Origin of the sequence: Arcobacter denitrificans (SeqCode), from assembly GCF_048571185.1 — a bacterium.
Taxonomy (GTDB): Bacteria; Campylobacterota; Campylobacteria; order Campylobacterales; family Arcobacteraceae; genus Arcobacter; species Arcobacter denitrificans.
In genome coordinates, this window is record NZ_CP182350.1 from 2,619,851 (window position 1) to 2,639,529 (window position 19,679).

General features: G+C 28.6%; 17 protein-coding genes. 7 read left to right on the plus strand and 10 right to left on the minus strand.

The features are described from left to right. Positions 1 to 921, plus strand: coding sequence for a dUTP diphosphatase (locus ACNI28_RS13155; protein ID WP_419764728.1), 921 nt, complete (start codon positions 1 to 3; stop codon positions 919 to 921). A gap of 24 nt (positions 922 to 945) precedes the next feature. On the opposite strand, the gene ACNI28_RS13160 is transcribed toward ACNI28_RS13155, so the two are convergent. The 7 genes from ACNI28_RS13160 to ACNI28_RS13190 form a co-directional block, all read right to left on the minus strand. Further along, entirely contained in the window at positions 946 to 1,512 is a 567-nt protein-coding gene (locus ACNI28_RS13160; protein ID WP_419764729.1) for a GNAT family N-acetyltransferase, read from the minus strand. Between the two features lie 54 nt (positions 1,513 to 1,566). Further along, complete coding sequence (locus ACNI28_RS13165) at positions 1,567 to 2,169, minus strand: Crp/Fnr family transcriptional regulator (protein ID WP_419764730.1); 603 nt, start codon at positions 2,167 to 2,169, stop codon at positions 1,567 to 1,569. An 18-nt stretch (positions 2,170 to 2,187) separates the two neighbouring features. Further along, positions 2,188 to 2,688 (minus strand): gamma carbonic anhydrase family protein, encoded by a 501-nt coding sequence (locus ACNI28_RS13170; protein ID WP_419764731.1) that lies wholly within the window; start codon positions 2,686 to 2,688, stop codon positions 2,188 to 2,190. Between the two features lie 62 nt (positions 2,689 to 2,750). Beyond that, on the minus strand, positions 2,751 to 5,336 hold the full coding sequence (locus ACNI28_RS13175; protein ID WP_419764732.1) for a M14 family zinc carboxypeptidase: 2,586 nt from the start codon (positions 5,334 to 5,336) through the stop codon (positions 2,751 to 2,753). 4 nt (positions 5,337 to 5,340) lie between these two features. Then, on the minus strand, positions 5,341 to 6,837 hold the full coding sequence (locus ACNI28_RS13180; protein WP_419764733.1) for a helix-hairpin-helix domain-containing protein: 1,497 nt from the start codon (positions 6,835 to 6,837) through the stop codon (positions 5,341 to 5,343). After that, the gene (locus ACNI28_RS13185) at positions 6,837 to 8,852 is read right to left on the minus strand and encodes a M20/M25/M40 family metallo-hydrolase (RefSeq protein WP_419764734.1); all 2,016 of its coding nucleotides are present in this window, start codon (positions 8,850 to 8,852) and stop codon (positions 6,837 to 6,839) included. Before ACNI28_RS13185 ends, ACNI28_RS13180 begins: the two co-directional genes overlap by 1 nt. A 162-nt stretch (positions 8,853 to 9,014) precedes the next feature. Beyond that, on the minus strand, positions 9,015 to 10,250 hold the full coding sequence (locus ACNI28_RS13190; protein ID WP_419764735.1) for an argininosuccinate synthase: 1,236 nt from the start codon (positions 10,248 to 10,250) through the stop codon (positions 9,015 to 9,017). Positions 10,251 to 10,316: 66 nt separating this feature from the next. On the opposite strand from ACNI28_RS13190, the gene ACNI28_RS13195 reads away from it, so the two are divergent. The 4 genes from ACNI28_RS13195 to lptB are packed head-to-tail and all read left to right on the plus strand — an operon-like array spanning position 10,317 to position 12,698. Further along, positions 10,317 to 10,580: a S4 domain-containing protein gene (locus ACNI28_RS13195; protein ID WP_419764736.1), complete on the plus strand. Its 264-nt coding sequence runs from the start codon at positions 10,317 to 10,319 to the stop codon at positions 10,578 to 10,580. Continuing rightward, the gene (trpD, locus tag ACNI28_RS13200) at positions 10,573 to 11,553 is read left to right on the plus strand and encodes an anthranilate phosphoribosyltransferase (RefSeq protein ID WP_419764737.1); all 981 of its coding nucleotides are present in this window, start codon (positions 10,573 to 10,575) and stop codon (positions 11,551 to 11,553) included. The genes ACNI28_RS13195 and trpD overlap by 8 nt, the downstream gene beginning before the upstream one ends. Positions 11,554 to 11,563: 10 nt before the next feature. Then, positions 11,564 to 11,983 carry a tRNA (adenosine(37)-N6)-threonylcarbamoyltransferase complex ATPase subunit type 1 TsaE gene (gene tsaE / locus ACNI28_RS13205; protein ID WP_419764738.1) on the plus strand — a complete coding sequence of 140 codons (420 nt, stop codon included), beginning with the start codon at positions 11,564 to 11,566 and terminating at the stop codon, positions 11,981 to 11,983. After that, on the plus strand, positions 11,976 to 12,698 hold the full coding sequence (gene lptB / locus ACNI28_RS13210; protein WP_419764739.1) for an LPS export ABC transporter ATP-binding protein: 723 nt from the start codon (positions 11,976 to 11,978) through the stop codon (positions 12,696 to 12,698). The genes tsaE and lptB overlap by 8 nt, the downstream gene beginning before the upstream one ends. Here lptB and ACNI28_RS13215 read toward each other — a convergent pair. The 3 genes from ACNI28_RS13215 to ACNI28_RS13225 are packed head-to-tail and all read right to left on the minus strand — an operon-like array spanning position 12,695 to position 16,103. Continuing rightward, positions 12,695 to 13,939 carry a GGDEF domain-containing response regulator gene (locus ACNI28_RS13215; protein ID WP_419764740.1) on the minus strand — a complete coding sequence of 415 codons (1,245 nt, stop codon included), beginning with the start codon at positions 13,937 to 13,939 and terminating at the stop codon, positions 12,695 to 12,697. The genes lptB and ACNI28_RS13215 overlap by 4 nt on opposite strands. Before the next feature lie 24 nt (positions 13,940 to 13,963). Next, the gene (gene kdsB, locus ACNI28_RS13220) at positions 13,964 to 14,689 is read right to left on the minus strand and encodes a 3-deoxy-manno-octulosonate cytidylyltransferase (RefSeq protein WP_419764741.1); all 726 of its coding nucleotides are present in this window, start codon (positions 14,687 to 14,689) and stop codon (positions 13,964 to 13,966) included. Between the two features lie 10 nt (positions 14,690 to 14,699). Beyond that, complete coding sequence (locus ACNI28_RS13225) at positions 14,700 to 16,103, minus strand: PAS domain S-box protein (RefSeq protein WP_419764743.1); 1,404 nt, start codon at positions 16,101 to 16,103, stop codon at positions 14,700 to 14,702. Between the two features lie 72 nt (positions 16,104 to 16,175). Between ACNI28_RS13225 and polA the strand changes: the two genes are divergently transcribed. Both polA and ACNI28_RS13235 read left to right on the plus strand, forming a co-directional pair. Next, positions 16,176 to 18,878 (plus strand): DNA polymerase I, encoded by a 2,703-nt coding sequence (gene polA / locus ACNI28_RS13230; protein WP_419764744.1) that lies wholly within the window; start codon positions 16,176 to 16,178, stop codon positions 18,876 to 18,878. Between the two features lie 88 nt (positions 18,879 to 18,966). After that, positions 18,967 to 19,677: a response regulator transcription factor gene (locus ACNI28_RS13235; protein ID WP_419764745.1), complete on the plus strand. Its 711-nt coding sequence runs from the start codon at positions 18,967 to 18,969 to the stop codon at positions 19,675 to 19,677. Positions 19,678 to 19,679: the final 2 nt, after the last annotated feature.

The following is a 19,679-nucleotide window of genomic DNA, read 5'->3' on the forward strand; positions in this document are numbered from 1 at the left end:
TTGTTATATGAGGATTTGAAAATTGCTACAAAATCTTTAGGTTTTTTTACTATAGAAGATTTTGCAAAATATATTGGTGTAACACCATCTGAGATTTTGAAATGGGAACAAAAAGACAGTGTTCCTTATACTGTATCTTTAATTGTACATTTATTAAGAGGTGAAGAGAATTTACCTGAAAGTTCAACGCTAGAAAGCTTAGTAGAAGAGTGTTTACCTCTTGCGACTTTATTAGAAGAAGCTTCTAGCTTTCCTCATAAATTAGAAGAGATGTTTTTATTGCAAAAAGAGTTAAATGACTCTACAAATGGTAAAAACTGGGAGTTAGGAAGTAATAAATATGGTAAAGAAATCAATTGGTTAAGATGTATCCATATGGAAGTTTCTGAGCTTATTGAATCAACTCCTTGGAAGCATTGGAAAAATATTAATTCAGAACCTGATATGAATAATATTCATGTAGAGTTAGTAGATATTTGGCATTTTTTGATGTCTTATATTTTACAAGAAACAAATATCCCAAAAGCAGTTTCTTTAGTAAATACACATTGTATTTATGAAGCAAATAGTGAAGTAGATGTAAGTCTTATGGTAAAAGAGTCTGAAAAGCTTTCTTATATCTCCCTTGCAATTCAAACAGGAAATATGCCATCATTTTCTGGAATAGAGAGATTTATTGACCAATACTTTAGATGTTGTAAAATCTCAGGACTATCTTTTCCTTGGCTTCAAAAGCTTTATATTGGTAAAAACTGTTTAAATAAATTTAGACAAGATAATGGCTACAAAGAAGGAACTTACACAAAAGTTTGGAATGGACATGAAGATAATGTAGTTATGGTTTCAATTTTAGAAGAGTATGAAAGTATTGACTTTAACCTTTTATATACAAAACTTACCGAAGCTTATTCAAAATTATAAAAGAAGAGTTTAATAACTCTTCTTTTATTTATCTAAAACTCTTTTAGAGATATCAAAAACCATCTCATAGTATTTATTATTGTTAAATTCAAACTCTTGAATAACATCAAGTTCAAGTTTTCTTTTATGTGCAGCATATGAACGTTCATTGATTTTATTTACAAAGGTTACTAAAATAGGGTATCTTTTAGACATAGAATCTAAGGCAAAATCGAAAAGTTTTTCTAAGAGTCCACTTCCTCTTACACTTTTATCAATACAAACAGGTCCATATTGGTACGAATTATCTACAGTTAAAGTTTGTCCTAAATAGTTTAATTTTGGTAAGTCTTTTATCATATGAGCAAACATAGGCCATTTTGACCAAAACTGCCATGAAGCTGACATAACATATCCTAAAACTTTATCTTCTTCAATAGCTATAAATAATCCTTGTTCTTCTTTAATAAGACTAGTTAATTCTTCTTTGCTAAATCCTGTTGTGACAAATCCATCTTTTTTATCAACTTCAGCAATAGTTGCTAGTTGGTATTTAGCATGTAATTTTAATATATTATCTATATCTTCTATTTGGGCTATTTTTAATTGCATTGTTGGCTCCGTTAATTAATTGTGTAAGTATACAATCAAAAAAAAATATTGTCATTAACCTATGTTAATTTTCATCTCTTTTCTAATTCTTGAAAGAGCAACATCTGTAATACCTAAATAAGAAGCAATATGATAGTTTGGAACAGCATTTTCAATCATGGAATAATCATCTAAAAACTTTTCATAACGCTCTCTTGCATTTAAAAGTAAAAAGTCAGACTCTCTTTTCTCTTTTTTTATTACTAAGTTTTCATAGATTCGTAAAAGTAAATCATTCCACTGTTTAAACTCTTGACCTAGATCTAAAAGTTTTTTATATGGTATGTGTAGTGATATAAAGTCACTTAAAACCTCCACACTAAAAGGAGAACCTGTTCCATATGATACTGAAGAGATACTACTTAAAAGATGCCCTTGTTTTTCTGCAAAAGATTTATTAAACTCTTTTCCCTCAACAGTGAGATAATAGTATCGAGCTAAACCAGAAATTAGAAAATAAAAATCCTCAACTTTATCATCAATAGAAAAAAGGTGTTTGCCTTTAGTTAATGTTTTAGTTTTAAAAAATGGTTTTGCAATATCCCTGTTCTCTTTGGAAATAGGAGAGATAGCATTGAGAATGGGATATAAAATATCAAATTGTTCTTCTATAATCATAATTAGTATAGTTTATTTTTATCTATAATCATTTTTATACTCTACGTAATGAGCAGCATGCTTGATTAAATTATCTACATCTTCTTGATTTAACTCTTTTACAAGCTTAGCAGGACTTCCCATGATTAGACTTCTTGGAGGGAATACTTTCCCTGATGTTACAAGTGAGTTTGCACCAACAATACTTCCTTCTCCAATAATTACATCATCTAAAATTGTTGCACTCATGCCTATTAGACAATTATCTTCAATAGTGCAACCATGAAGCATAACTTTATGTCCAATTGTTACATTATCTCCAAGTATAGTTTTTGTATTTGTATCTGTATGAATACATGAGAGGTCTTGTATATTTGTATTTTTACCTATTTTTACTTCATTAACATCAGAACGAATTACACATCCAAACCAAACTGATGAATCCTCACCAATAGTTATGTTTCCAATTAAATCAGCACTTGGAGCTATCCAAGCACTTGGGTTTATTTGAGGGTAAAATTCTTTAAATTTTAATATCATTTTAATATCCTAAAATTATTTTTAGAATATTATAGCTACTATAATTAAAAGCTAAATAAAAATTATTTAGCTTTATATTCTAGGATAATAGGTTTAGAGTAATTTGGAACATCATCATAAGTAAATATTGCATAATATTTATCTATATCTGTAGCTCCAAAGTCATCTAATGTATACTCATCTACACCTGCATAAAGTTTTTGGCCATCTTGTGCAGATAGAGGTTTTCTATAAGCATTTTTAATTACTTTTGTACCTGTAAAGTCTTCATCTTTTGGATTATTCCAAGTGACTTTTATTTTACCATTTTCCATTGTTAATTGAGCATTTGTGACTTGTTCAACAGGAAGTCTTCTTTTAGGAATGTGCTCAATAATTAATTTTGGACAAAGTGCACTGTTACTTGCTTCCCAAGAAACAGTTTTATCTTTAATTATTTTTGTAGCTGATGTAGGTTTTAATACAAAAGCAATATCTGATTTATTTTTTAGCTTTTCATTTAAGATAATTTCAGAAAATGAGTCAAACATAAAATATTGGGTTTGATTGTTTTTTAATTCATTTGCACTAACATCATATCCAACGTTTTGAATTATTTCTCTATTTGTAATGTCTATATAGCTTTTATCAATATTTTCATCGACAAACTCTAAGTGAAATCTAATATCATCTTTTATATAGATTTTTGTTGAGTTTAATTCAAAATAAGCCTTAGTAATCATAGTATCATTGTAAGGAGGAAGAGAAGAGAGATTAAACTTAAAAGTAGAGTATATCTTGTTTCCTTTTTCATCAAAACCTGCTGTAATTACATCATCTGTTACTTCAGACTTACTTACTGTATGAATAGATTTTGGATATAAAGTTGCAACTGTAGGCTCAATAGTGTATGTTAATTCAAGTCGTGGTCTATATGACAAACCAAAACCATATTTTCCATATCCAATATCCCATTGCATCATCTGTTTTGTTCGCCCAACTCTTAACTCTTTTGGTCCTTCAACTCTTAAAACTATTGTATCATCCACAATTGACTTTTTTAAATCCGCACACTCTGAACCTGATAAACTCCACGTTCTCCAAATCCCTTGTGTAAGCTGATGTGATTCTGTAGGACGACCAATATATCTAATTATTTCCATATTATCTACATCTTCAAAGTTTGTAATATCACCCATAGTTTCTTGATTTACAAGTCCAACATTCCATTCACCATATTTTTCAATTGTTGTTGAAACTCTATTAATAGGGTATAGATTAAAAGAAGCGACCTTTATAAGAGCATTTTGGGGAAGAGATTTTACATTTATAGAAATAACAGCATATGAAATACCTTTGTTTTCATCAACTCCAACAAATAAAGAATTAATACCAAAGTGCTTAGGATTATTATTTAAGTTTTCAGCAACATAACCTGTTCCCTTTGCATTTGCATAATAAGTTCTACTATATTCATCATATTCAACAGATGTTCTAACTCTTATTTGTGGGTAGAAAGGTGATTTTTGATTTGTTTTTTTATTTACAGCTCTGATATTATAAAAGTAATCTTTATTTGAAGCCAAATTAATATCACTAAATTCTAAGCTTTGTGTTTTTGTGATTAAATTAGATGCGTTGCAAAAGTGTTTATCGCTGCGGCTTCTAAATATTTCAAAATAGATATCTTTATCTATTTTATAATCCCATTTTAAATTTACATGATTAGAACCAATTTCAGTTATATCAAAAGAACTAACTCTTTGCATAGTAGAGTTTTTATTATAGTTATCAACTTCTTTTAATGCATATATTAAAGCAGGAATATGTTCTCTGATATTTTCATTCATATCTTCCATATAATCACTAATATTTCTAGTTCCTACTTCTACTACTGAAGAGAGAACTCCTTGTGAATAATAAAATTCTCTTCCACTTCCAGAGATTAGTTTTGCAGGTGGTTTACCTTGGTGTATACCATACTCTCGCCCTGATATTTTTCTAATTTCTTCTGCCATATTTGCACATAATATATTCATATCAATTGTATCAATAGTATCTTCATGTCTAAAATCATGAGCTGGAAAGAATACATTTCCTTGACTGTGATAATCTAAGGCAATAGTAATATTTGGATGAGCTAAAACAAAGTCTCTTAAGCTTTGAGTCTCAGGTTCACTAAAAGGTTCAGGTCCACCATATACATTTGAAGAGGTATTTGTAGATTTTACAAATCCAATAGGAAAGTTTCTATTTAAATCTACCCCATAGGTTCCATCCATATTTTGTCTTCTATTTTTTCTCCAAAAAGAGAAATGGTTTCTTGAGTATTCATATCCATCTGGATTTGCACAAGGCACCATATATATAGTACTTTCGTTTAAATAAGTTTGTAGTGTGGGGTCAGTTTCTAAATTTTTTAGAACATAAGAAGCAAATTCAATTGCTAATTCATGTCCTATCCATTCTCTTGCGTGAATAGTTCCAGTATAAAATAGTGCTGGTTTACTATTTGCAGTTTTTATATTTTTTGATATGGTGATTAAATTTATATCTCTTTTTTCCCAAGTTTGACCAATCGATTCTATTTTAAAATATTTTGGATATTCTGCTTCTAGTTCTTTAAAAATTGTTGTTGAAGCATCGTATGATCTGTATAGTATTTTCAAAAAATTATTCTCCTATTTTTAATCTGGATTTTAGCTGATTAAACTTATTCTTTCCTATACCATCTATCTCTTTTAACTCATCAATATCTTTAATTGAAGTAACTTTTTCTTTATAATCAAGTATAACTTTTGCAAGTTTTGGACCAATACCTTTTATTTTTTTCAAAATCTCTTTTGAGGCACTATTTACATCAACTCTCATATCTCCAATTGTTTGGTCCCATGACTTTAACATTTGTTTATCTATTGATTCAATTTCAAGTAAATCAGAACTATCTGTTATTATATTTTCATCCAAATAATCTTTGATTTCAAAAGCTAAATCTTCTTCCATACCGTATAAAGACATTAAGTCTGTCAAAGTAGCTTCATTTAAATTGATTTTTTTCTTTTCAAACTCAATAACAGTACTTTCTTGTTTTTTATAAGTTTTTTCTATATCTTTAGGTGCAATAGAATCTGGAACGTCATTTTCATTACTAATTTCAGTTAATGCCATATCAAAATCTTTTGTATCATTTAGAAAATACTCTCCATCAAAACTAGGTTTATATTTACTAAATCCTATGTGTCTCATTGTTCTAAGTAAAGAAGAATCTATTTTCCCTAACTCTTCCCAAGAGAACATTGGAACATGAGGTTTTTTAAATCTTCCCATTGAAAAGTCCCACATCAAGTATTGACAAATCCAGTCTCTTATATAAGGGAAAGCAGCAAAAGCAGTTGCACACTCTAAAATATATGCTTTTCCTGTTTTTGCACAAATAGCAATATCACAAGCCCAATACTCTGCTTTTGCAGCTTTACTAGCTTTTACGGCTAGTTCAAGTGCGTTCATTGGGATGTTTTCATAAGACATAGAACCACCCTGAGATGTATTAGTAATCCATTCTCCTGTACCCGAATATCTCCAAAAAGCACAAATAGGCTTATGTCCTATAAGCATTACTCTAATATCTCCTGAATCTTTTAAGTCAATTGCATTTTGAGTATAAATTGGAGTATATTTTCTTTCATCTAGAAGTTTTTTTGCTTCTTTGTAACTATCAGCTTTATGAACATAATAACCACCATAATTAGATGCTCCATAACTTCTTTTTATGATTTGTGGATAAGTAGCTTTATTTTTTAGGTAATCATAGCCTTTATCTTTATCATAATATATTTTTGTTTTAGGAATTGATATATTAAATTTCTTACAAAATAGAGTTACATTCTCTTTTGATTTATTTGAAAATTGTGTTTCAATTGAAGGTACAAATCTTACATTTGGAAGCTCTTTTGATATCTCAACAAAGGTCTCATATGCAGTTGCAGGGATATTCCCAATTAGAACTTCAATTTTTTTTCTTTTAATCTCTTTTATGAACCGTGCTTTATCATTCTTCCAATGGTATGTAACAGTTTCTATTTTATCTGGCCACCCTTTAAAGTTTGACTTATCAAAAAATCTCATTACATAATCAAGGTATAAGAATCCTATCTTTGGCAGTTTTTTCATTATTTATCCTCTTTTTTAGTTTTTCTATCTATTAAATCAACAATCAAATCAATTTTTTTATCATTGAAATCTAATCCCATTTTTTCTTGTTCTGGTGTTGCAAATGCGGGTATACCGTTTACTTCAAGTACAACATACTCTTCTTTTTTTCTGTCATAAATAATATCAACGCCAGCAATATCAAGTCCTGTAACTTTAGTAGCATTTAGTGCCAAATTGATTACATCATCATTTGGTTCTCTTAAGAAAACACTTCCACCACTTGTAATATTTGTTCTCCAATCAGCACCACTTGCTTTTCTTCCATAACAAGCAACAAATTGACCATCAACTATATCTACCCTAAAATCACTATTATCATAATCAATAAATTTTTCAACATAGAAAAATCTCAAATCCATTTGATTTAAAAAAGGAATAAGCATATTTAAAGTCTCTTCATTTTCTATTTTAGTTAGACCAACTCCGCCCCAGCCATCAGTTGGTTTATATACCATTTTAGACCATTTTTTCATTATAGCATTAAGATGATGAGTATCATCTCTGTGACATAATTTATAGTCTGCTGTATTTATACCATGTTTTCTTAATAAAAAAGCAGTATGAAATTTATCTTCTGTTAATTCAAAAGCAATATAGTCATTTATCATAGGAATTACTCTATTTAAAGCTTTATATAAATACATTTGGTATTGGGTCTGCTCACCTGCATTATAAGAGAAAAATAAATCTAGTTTATCTAATTTCATTTTATCATGTATTATATGTCCATTTTTTGCAATAGCATTGCGTAAATTTATGTCAGTATAAGTTTTAATATCTCGTTCTTTTAACTTATCTATTATTTTTTGTTGTATTACATCTCCACCACTATTTTGATATAACCACATACCTATTTTTCTAGCCATTATACTCCCCCCTTCGTTATTTTTTTGAAAATGAGCTAAAATTTTAGTCATTAAATCAATTCTCTCATCAAAACTACTCTTTAAAGCTCTTTCTTTTATGGTATGATCTCCATCACCAAAAGGTCCAAAACCATCTAATGTAGTAACTCCACAAGAGGCAACTATATTAGCATCACTAACTCCACCTCTTTTTTCAGTTAACAATTTACTATTTGTAATTTTTTCTATAGTACTTACAAGTTCTAGTTGATTAGAATTTTCTTCCATTACATCTCTTTGAATTGAACCTGTAAGCGTGGAGACTGTTCCTTTAATATATGATTTATTGACTATTGCATCTATTGAGTTTAGAACTCTTTGTTTTTCATCATTAGATGTGTATCTAAGTTCTAAAGTAATTTCGCATTTGGGAGATATAGTATTCGCACCAATTCCCCCAATTATCTTACCAACATTTACAGTAGTTTGCAAATCTAGGTTTGTCAATTTAACTAAATCTTGTAGTTTATAACTTGCTTCTAAGTTTGCATCAATACCTTTATCATAATGATTACCAGCATGTGAAGCTTTTCCTTCAATATGTATAGTAAATGTTCCTACTCCTTTTCTTTGAGTAACAACCTCCATATTTTCTCCAGCTGCTTCAAATACAAAACATAAATCATAATTTTTTACAATCTCTGATGTTACAACTTTAGAATCGTCGCTTCCAGACTCTTCATCAGAAACAAGTAAAAAATCTATGTTAAAAATCTCTTTATTAGCAGTATATATATTTCTTAGGGCTTGTAAGGCAACAATATTTCCACCTTTCATATCACAAGCACCTGGGCCATAAATCCACTCTTCATCTTCACTTACATCTTCAAAACTATTTGGAGGGAACACTGTATCATTGTGGCCTAAAAGTAGAACTTTAATTCCATCTTTTTTCTTTGATGAAAAAAGTAAATGATTACCAATTAATTCACGAGTATACGTTTTTTTTTGAAAGTCTAAATCTTCCAGCCATTTTGACATTATTTTGCCAACATTATCAACGCCGTCTTTATTTTTTGTATATGAGTTTATACTCATTATGCTCATTAAATCAGTTAGATAGTTCATGTTATTCCATATTTGTTTTATAGAAAAGTTTACTATATAAGAATAGCATTTAAGTTACAAAGCAGTTTTATAGTAAATAGTCTACATGATAGTATACTATAATTGAGTGATTTTAGAATAATTAAGATGGTTATTTTTTAACCATCTTAAAATATTGAAGAATTATTTACGTTTTTGTCCAGCAATAATAAATCTAAGAGCATTAAGTCTAATAAACCCTTCTGCATCTTTTTGATTATAAACTTCATCTTCTTCAAAAGTTGAGTGTGCTTCTGAGTATAAAGAGTTTACTGATTCTCTTCCTACAACTATAACGTTACCTTTGTAAAGTTTTAGTTTTACTGTTCCTTCTACAAATTTTTGAGTAGCATCAATTGCAGATTGAAGCATCTCTCGCTCAGGAGAGAACCAATATCCTTGATAGATTAGTTTTGCATATTTGGGCATCAACTCATCTTTTAAGTGAGCCGCTTCCCTATCTAAACAAATAGATTCAATAGCTCTATGTGCTTTTAGCATGATAGTTCCACCTGGAGTTTCATAACAACCACGAGCTTTCATACCTACATATCTATTTTCTACAATATCAATTCTTCCAATACCATGTTTATTTCCATAATCATTTAACTTTTTAAGAAGTGTTGCAGGTGATAACTCTTCCCCATTGATTGAAATTGGATCTCCATTTTTATATCCAATAGTGATGTATTCTGCCTTATCAGGAGCTTCTTCAGGAGAGTTTGACCATAGCCACATAGACTCTTCTGGTTCATTATTTGGATTTTCTAAATGTAAACCTTCATATGAAATATGTAAAAGGTTTGCATCCATAGAGTATGGACTAACTGATGGGTTTCCATCTGCATCTATGTGCTTTTTATCAATTTCTATTCCGTGCTCTTTTGCATATGCAAGAAGTTTTTCTCTAGAGTTTAAGTCCCACTCTCTCCAAGGAGCAATAACCGTAATTTCAGAATCAAGCCCTAAATAACCTAATTCAAATCTAACTTGATCATTACCTTTTCCAGTAGCTCCATGAGAAACTGCATCTGCACCCATTTTATGTGCGATTTCAATTTGTTTTTTTGCAATAAGGGGACGTGCTATTGAAGTACCTAATAAATACTCTCCCTCATAAATTGCATTTGCTCTAAACATAGGAAAAACATAATCTTTTACAAACTCTTCTTTGATATCTAATATAAAAATATTTTCAGGTTTAATTCCACAAGCTAAAGCTTTTTCTCTTGCAGGTTCAACCTCTTCACCTTGACCTAAATCTGCTGTAAATGTTATAACTTCTGCATTATATTCATCTTGAAGCCATTTTAATATTGTAGATGTATCAAGTCCACCACTATAGGCTAATACTACTTTTTTTACTTCTTTTTTACTCATTATCATATCCTATATCATAGTAATTTTAAGGGGTTATTTTATCTAATCTTAGCTATAATCTTGTTTATGAGAATAGATAAATTTTTAAACGCAGTTAATATTACAAAAAGAAGAGCCGTTGCTGAAGATATGCTTGAACATAAAGTTGTACATATAAATGGAATATCTGTTAAAAAAGCAAAAGAAGTTAAAGTAGGGGATACTATAGAAATAAGATATTTGGAATACACTGAAGAGTACAAAGTATTACAAATCCCACAAACTAAATCAACTCCAAAATCAAAACAAGATGAATATATAGAAAAACTAAAAGGAAAAGATAATGTTTAGTATGGATAAACTAAAATTTGATGATATTTTTGAAAATAGGCTTCCTCAAGAAGAAGTTAGAGATTTTTTAATCAAATTATATGAAGATGGAGAGACTGCTGAACAAATAGCAGCAGCTGCTGATGCTATGAGAGATCATCTTATTCCACTTCCTATTCCTTATACATTAAAAGATGAATTAATAGATAATTGTGGAACAGGTGGAGATAAATCAAATAGTTTTAATATCTCTACAACAGTTTCATTACTTTTAGTTGCTTGTGGAAGTAAAGTTGCAAAACATGGCAACAGAAGTATTACAAGTAAGTCAGGAAGTGCTGATATGCTTGAAGAACTTGGGATAAATTTAAACCTAAGTATTGAAGACCAAGTTAAAATGCTTGAAGAGACAGGTTTTACTTTTATGTTTGCTCAAAACCATCATCCTTCAATGAAAAATATTATGCCTATTAGAAAATCAATTCCACATAGAACTATTTTTAATATATTAGGACCCTTAAGTAATCCAGCAACTGTTTCTAAGCAGTTAATTGGAGTATTTAGTGATGAATATATCCATAGAATGATTACAGCACTAAGTCTTTTAGAAACAAAAAGAGCTATGGTTGTGAGTTCAAAAGATGGCATGGATGAAATATCAATTAGTGATGTAACTTATGCAACTACCTTGATAGATCAAAGAACAAATGATTTTATAATTGATCCAAAAGAGTATGGCTTAGGCTTATACTCAAAAGAAGATATTATTGGTGGAGATGCAAAAGAAAATGCCCAAACTACAAGAGATATTTTAGAAGGTAAAGTAGAAGGTGCAAAACTTGATATTGTTTTAATCAATGCAGGAGCAGCACTTTTTATTGATAATAGGGCAAAAGATATAAAAGAGGGAATCAAAATAGCAAGAGAGGCTATTACTTCAGGAAAAGCTAAAGAAAAACTAGACCAAATAATTAGTTTTTCAAAAAGTATATAATAGGATTATCTTGGAAAGAGTAGAATTAATTTTAGAAGAAAATCAATTATCGAAAGTTATTGATAAACTAGAGAATTTAATTAATAAAGATGCCTCTATTGTATTGTTACGTGGTGATTTAGCAAGTGGGAAGACTACTTTAGTTAAAAGTTATGTTAAGTCATTAAATATAGATGATTTAGTAACTTCTCCAACCTTCTCAATTCAGACGATTTATGGTGAGAATATTTACCATTATGATGTTTATAATAAAAGTTTAGAAGAGTTTATATCTTTGGGCTTATTAGAAGAGTTTGAAAAAGAGGGAACTCATTTTGTAGAGTGGGGTGATGATAGGCTTGATGAATTACTTAATTCATATGGATTTCACACCATTAAAATTGATATTGAGAAATTAGAGAATAAAAGGCGATATATAATTAATGCATAATTTAAGAATAGAAAACATAACTAAAAGTATTAAAAAAACTCAAATTTTACATGGGATTTCATTGGAAGTTAAATCTGGTGAAATAGTAGGTTTATTAGGACCAAATGGTGCAGGAAAAACTACAACATTTTATACTGTTTGTGGTTTAATTAAACCAAGTTCTGGTGAGATATTTTTAGATGATAAAAATATTACAGGATTACCTTTACATAAAAGAGCATTGAAAGGTATAGGATATTTACCCCAAGAATCATCTATTTTTAAAGATTTAAGTGTAGAAGATAATCTAATGCTTGCTGCTGAAATTGTAACCCAGGATAAAGAAGAGCAACTTAAAAGAGTAGAAGAGTTACTTGAAGTTTTTAATATTGAACCAATTAGACAAAGAAAAGGGGTATCTTTATCTGGAGGAGAGAGAAGAAGAACTGAAATAGCAAGAGCACTTGTTTCTAGACCAGACTTCTTACTTCTTGATGAACCTTTTGCAGGTGTTGACCCAATAGCTGTGAAAGATATTCAAGAAATTATTCATCAACTAACAATTAGAGGTATTGGTGTACTTATTACAGATCATAATGTAAGAGAAACCCTTGAGATTTGTGATAGGGCATATGTTATGAAAAGTGGTGCATTATTAGCATCTGGAAATAGTGATGAGATAAGAAATGATGGAAGTGTAAGAGAACACTATTTGGGAGAGAGTTTTACTTTTTAGAAGTAAGAGACTCTCTCTTCTTGGCTATCTAATGATTTTTTTAATGCTAAAGATACTCTTTTCATAATAAGTTCTTCATTATCATCATTGTTTAGTTCAACTATTCCAAAACAAGACTTTTTAGAAAAGTTTTTATCCTCAAGCATATCGTTTAATAACTCTTCTAGTTTATAAGCAACGTTTAAAGCTCCATCTAAATCTGTTTCAGGAAGTAGAATTAAAAATGCTGATTGTTCAGCTTTAAAATTTATATCATGTTCTCTAACATTTTTAGTAATCAATTGGGATATATCAATTAATAAATCCTCATAAGATACAATATTCTCATCTATATTTTGTATCTCAAGTTTTATTAAAGATAAGCTTTTTCTATATCTTCTAACTCTTTTAGATTCAAGTGAAAATATTTTATGAAATTTATTTAGATTGTATAAACCAGTTATTAAATCATGGTTATATTTGTATTCAAATAAGTTTGATTTTTCATTTAAATTTGTAATATCATATAAAGATACTAAATAATAGCTTTTCTCTTTTTCTATTTTTGATACATTTAGTTTAAAGATTTTATTGCTATCTTCAATTGTTAATTTGACTAATACATTTTGCTTATCTAAACTACTAATAAACTCATACCAAGGAATCTCTTTGTTAAAAGAGTATTGTTCTTTATCTATCAATGATGTTTCTAGATTAATATTAAGCTCTTTAAAGGTTTTTGAAAAATTATCATTTACAAAAATTTCTTTTCCTTCATTAATAATAGCTACAAAACTATCTTGATTGTTTAACACTTCGAGTGTTTCATTAGTTATATTTAAATCCATTGAATCTTTACTTAGCTCTTTATTTAAAAATTTATGCTCTAAAGATTTTGTAATATTTTTCATTAGTTCGTATAAATCTAATGGTTTTAAACAATATGAAGTGATTCCTAACTCTATTGATTTTTTATAAAAATTAGAATCAGTATGTGCAGTTGTTGTTATTGTTGGAATATTTGGATTAATTTGATTAATATTTTTAACCATTTCTAATCCATTCATTTTTGGCATATTAATATCAGTAATTATTAGGTCTATTTCAGGGTTGTTTTTAAAGGCATCTAGTCCTTCTTCCCCATTACTGCATATTACTAGTTTTTTTACAAAACTACTTAAAATATTAGAAGTAAAGTTTCTAATTTCATCTTGGTCTTCAACATAAAGTATGTTTAGTTGAGTTAAAAAGTTTTTGTTCATGAATACCTCTACTTTTAAAGTAAACTATTTAGTAAATATTTTTAATGCATTTCTTAAATCTTCTTCTGTATCAATTCCAAAAGATTTAGATTCCACTTCTACCATTGCAATTTTCTTTTCATGATAGATTGCTCTTAATTGCTCCAATTTCTCTATATGCTCAGTCAAAGCAGTAGGAAGTTTACAAAATTCATCTAAACTTTTTACTGTAAATCCATAAATACCCAAATGTCCATAATAGGTAGACTCTTCATAATGATCTCTATGGTAAGGTATTTTGCTTCTTGAGAAGTATGTGGCATTTCCTTTATCATTTAGTAATACTTTTACATGGTTTGGATCATCAGCTAATTCTGAAGATATTTTTTTATGACACGATACAATCATTATATCTTCTTTTTTATCTTTTACTTTTTCAACTCTGTTTATTACAGCTTTTATTACATCTGTTTCAATAAAAGGTTCATCTGCTTGAACATTAATTACTATATCATCATCTTTTAAATTTAACTTCTTGGCTGCTTCATTTATTCTATCTGTTCCACTTTGATGAGTTGATGAAGTCATTATTGCATTTATTCCATGCTCTTTTGCTAGTGTAATTACATCTTGGGAGTCAGTAGCAATAGTTACTTCATCTAACATACTTACTTGCTTTGCAGTTCTTATAACCATTGGTAATCCTAGTATATCAGCTAAAATTTTATTTTGAAATCTACTAGAGTTCAATCTTGCAGGTATAATTATCATTTTTTTTCCTTTAGTTTATTACGGGTAAAGTTATTTTTACTGTTGTAGTATTTTTACTACTTGTAACTGTAATAGTACCCTTTAGATGCAGTTCAATAACATTTTTTGATATATATAATCCCAATCCTACTCCATGTTTTTCTTGCTTGGTTGAAAAATATGGCTCAAAAATTTTTGGAATATGTTTTGACTCTATTCCACCAGCATTATCTTTTATAATAAGTTCAATAAAGTTATCTCTTTTTCTAGCATGAATTATAATTTTCTTATTGTCTACTATCATATTTCGCTGCATAGATTCAATAGAGTTTTTAACAATATTGTTAAAAACACTTACTAAGACAGTTTCATAAGTTTCAATAATTAGTTTTTCATCACACTCTATTTCAAACTCTGTAATTCTTTTATAGGGTTTTATCAGTGTCTCAATCAATTTTTTAACTTCTACAATTTCTTTTTGAGCCTCAACTTCAATAAGTGACTTAAATTCTTCAATTGTATTTGAAAGGTTTTTAACATTTTCTGTTATTATTTTTAGAGCATCTGAAAAAGTTTCATTTTCTTCAACTTCTAGTGATAACTTTTGTGCCAAAATTGAAATAGTGTTAAGAGGTTGTCTCCATTCATGAGAAATTGTTTTAATTGTTTCACTCATAATATTTAGTTTATTATCTTGTGCTATAATCTTTTCATCTAGTTCTAACTCATGTGTTATATCAAACATCAATGCAGTAAATCCAGTAATATCTCCGTACTTATTATACATAGGTTTTATTTTTGTATCTACCCAAAAAATATCATTATTTTTCTTTACATTTTTGATTCTTCCTGTCCAATCTTTACCTTGAAGAATTGTATCCCACAGGTCTTTGAAAAGAGCAGAAGAAGTGTCTTCGTGTTGAATTACAGCGTGAGACCTTCCTAATAGTTCACTTTTAGCATATCCTGTTAGTTTACAAAAGGCATCTGAAACCTTTGTAATAAAGCCATATTTATCAGTATGACTAGAAATCACATAGTTATTTAATATTTGGTCATCTGAAATTTGTTTTGTAATATCTTTTGCATTTAAAACAAAGAATTTTTTATTTAGCATAAGAGAAACAGTTACTTTTAAATAAATTGGTTTTTTATCTTTTCTTGTACAAAGGACGTTGATGTCGGTATCATATAAGTTTCTCATATTATCGCGTAGAAGTTGTAAGAAAGATATTTTGTATTCATAATTAACAAAATCAACAAAATTTCTTGATAAGAGTTCAATATTTGAATAGCCCAATATTGGACTTAATGCATCATTGACATATAAAATTTTACTCTTGAAATCTATTATTCCAATGCCATCCCAAGAATTATTAATAATCTCTTTTAACTCATGATTTGTATTTCTTAATTTTTCTAAATCTGAACCCATCAAAAACCTAAATAAACTTATTTTTATATCTTTTCATTATAATATAAAAACTTTAAAACTAGGGAAAATTTAATGGATAATGATGATTTAAGTGCTAAAAAAACTATAACTGTAATAGATACATTTGGTTTTTTATTTAGAAGTTTTTACGCACTTCCTCCTTTAAAATCAAAAGATGGCTTTCCTACTGGATTACTTACTGGCTTTATGAATTTTATTTCAAATGTTGGTAAAGATTTTCAAACTGATTATATAGTATTTGCTCTTGATTCAAAAGGTGATACCTTCAGAAGTGAAATCTACAAAGAGTATAAATCACATCGACCTGATGTTCCAGAAGATTTATTAAAACAGCTTCCTGTAGCAATTTCATGGATTGAACAAATGGGCTTTAAAACAGCAATTAAAAGTGGCTTTGAAGCTGATGATATTATTGCTTCAATTGCACATGATGCTAGACAAAAGAATTTAGAAGTAAGAATTGTAAGCCATGATAAGGATTTATATCAGTTAATTGATGATGATACTATATATTTATTTGATCCAATTAAAAAAGTAGTAATAAATGAAGATAAGTGTTATGAAAAATATGGGATTCACCCTAAACAATTTACAGATTATCAATCACTTTTAGGTGATAGTGCCGATAACGTACCTGGAGTAAAAGGTGTTGGAGCAAAAACTGCAGAAGCTTTAATAAAAGAGTTTGGAAGCTTAGAAAATATCTATGAAAACATAGAAAGTGTGCCAAAACCAAGATGGAAAACACTTCTTTTAGAAAATAAAGAGATGGCCTTTATCTCAAAAGAATTAGTAACTTTAAAAAAAGATTGCCATTGTATAGATTTTTTAGATGAGTTTGTATTGCCAAAAGAGAATCCAATATTAAAAATTCAAGATACTTTGTTGAAGTATGATTTAAATAAGATAGTTGAAAGAGTTCATCAAAATGGACTTAATTATAAAACCCAAATACCTAAACCAAAAGAGAAAATAAATTATGATTTTATATTATTAGATAGAAAAGAAAAATTAGATGAAGTAATAAACTCTATTTCTAAAGACTCCATTGTTGCCTTTGATACAGAGACTACAAGTTTAGATACAAAAGTAGCAAAAATAGTTGGGTTTTCTTTCTCTTTTGATAAAAACAGCGCATACTATGTTCCAATAGGACACTCTTACTTAGGAGTTAGTGAACAAATTTCAATCAGTGATGCAAAAGAGGCACTATTAAGACTAAATGAGTTTAAACTAATTGTTCAAAATTTTAAATATGATTTTGATATTATAAAATTTAATTTTGATATCCAATTAAATCTATATGCAGATACACTAATTTTAGCATGGTTGTTGGATAGTAGTTCAAGAGTTGGGCTAGATGCTTTAGCAAAGAGCTACTTTGATCATACAATGATTGCCTTTAAAGAGGTAGTTAAAAAAGGTGATGATTTTTCTACAGTAGATATTGCAAATGCTTGTAATTATGCAGCTGAAGATGCTTTAATGACCTATAAAGTATATTTTAAACTACTTGAAGAGTTTAAAAAACAAAACTGTGAACACCTTTTGAAAATTGCAGATGATTATGAATTTAGATTTATTGATGTTTTAATTAATATGCAAAATAATGGAGTAAAAATAGATACTCAAATATTAGAAAATCTTAAAACAAAAAATCAAGAATATATTCAAAAGTTAACTAAAAACATCCATGAATTAGCAGGAAGTAAGTTTAATATTAACTCCCCAAAACAACTAGGTGTTATACTTTTTGAAACTTTAGGATTGCCAGCTTCTAAAAAAGGTAAAACAGGTTATAGTACAAACGAAGTTGTGTTAAGTAAGCTAAAAGACTCCCATGAGATTATTCCAGAACTATTAGAATATAGAGAAGCTTATAAACTACAATCAACATATATAGAACCACTTTTAGAATTAGCTTCTAATAATGATGAAAATAAAATCTATACATCATTTTTACAAACAGGAACGGCAACAGGAAGACTTAGTTCAAAAAATCCAAATCTTCAAAATATCCCAGTAAAAAGTAGTGCAGGGCGAGAGATTAGAAAGGCTTTTATTGCAAGGGATGGGTATAAACTAGTTGGCATTGATTACTCACAAATAGAGTTAAGACTATTGGCTCATTTTAGTAAAGATAAAGCTTTAGTTGATGCGTTTAATAATGATTTGGATATCCATAGCCAAACAGCCATAAAAATATTTGGTGAAGAAAAAGCAAGTGAAAAAAGAAATATTGCAAAAACTATAAATTTTGGACTACTTTATGGAATGGGTAGTAAAAAATTAGCAGACACCCTTAAAATAACTCCAAAAGAGGCAAAGGTTTACATAGAATCATATTTTAAAGCCTTTACAAATGTAAAAGAGTATATGAAATCAATTGAGGATTATGCCTTAGAAAATGGATATGTGGAAACATTGATTAAAAGAAGAAGAGTATTTGATTTTAATGCTGCTAATACTATGCAAAGAATTGCTTATTTGAGAGAAGCAGTAAATACAAAGTTTCAGGGTAGTGCCGCTGATTTGATAAAACTCTCAATGATAGAAATATTTGATAAATATAAAAACAATGATGACTTAAAAATGATTTTACAAATACATGATGAACTTATTTTTGAAGTAAAAAATGAAAACCTAGATGAAATAACGAATGATTTGAAAAAAATAATGGAAAATATTTTTACCCTTGAAATACCCCTAAAAGTTTCTGTTGCCATAGGTAATAGCTGGGGTGATTTGAAGTAAAATAAAGATTAATTTTATTTAAAAATAATTTTTTTTGACAAGAGTTATAATTTTAGATATAATCTTAGAAAATAAAAAAGAGAAGCTGATGATTAAGACATTGAAAAATATCAGAAAATTGGATAATGCAAAACTACTAGTAGTAAGTAGTGATTTGGATGTTAAAAAATCTTTAGAAGAAGATTTAGATAATTATTTTAGGGAAGTTAGTTTTGTATCTAACAATAAAGATGCATTGATTTTATTTAATCAAAATAACTATGACCTAATAATTATTGATACTTTGAGTGAAGGTTTGTCATTTAAAGATTTCTGTTTTGAATTAATAGAAGTGGCACAAACTCTTCCTAAAATTATTATATCATCAGAAGATGATAATGATGATATAGTTACTGCTGTTAACTGTAATGCATATACTTTTATTTCTAAACCTTTAAGGTTACAAGATCTAAAATTGGCAATTATAATGTGTCTAAATCAGACAAAAAGAGGGGACAAAATAGAGTTCCAAGGTGGAATATATTTTGATGAATATAGGGATCAATTCTTTAAGCCAGGTGGTGCTGCAATTGATTTTACTAGGCTTGAAAAAGGTTTCTTAAAACTTTTAATTGCTAGAAGAGGTGAAATCACTGATTATGATACAATCAAAGAAGTTGTTTGGAAGGGTAAAAATATGTCTATTTATACAATGAGAAATATTGTAAACAAAATCAGGCAAAAAACCTATTATGAAATAATAAAAAACCACTCAAATAAAGGTTATGTTATTGATGAGACTGGAATGAAGAGATTCTAAGT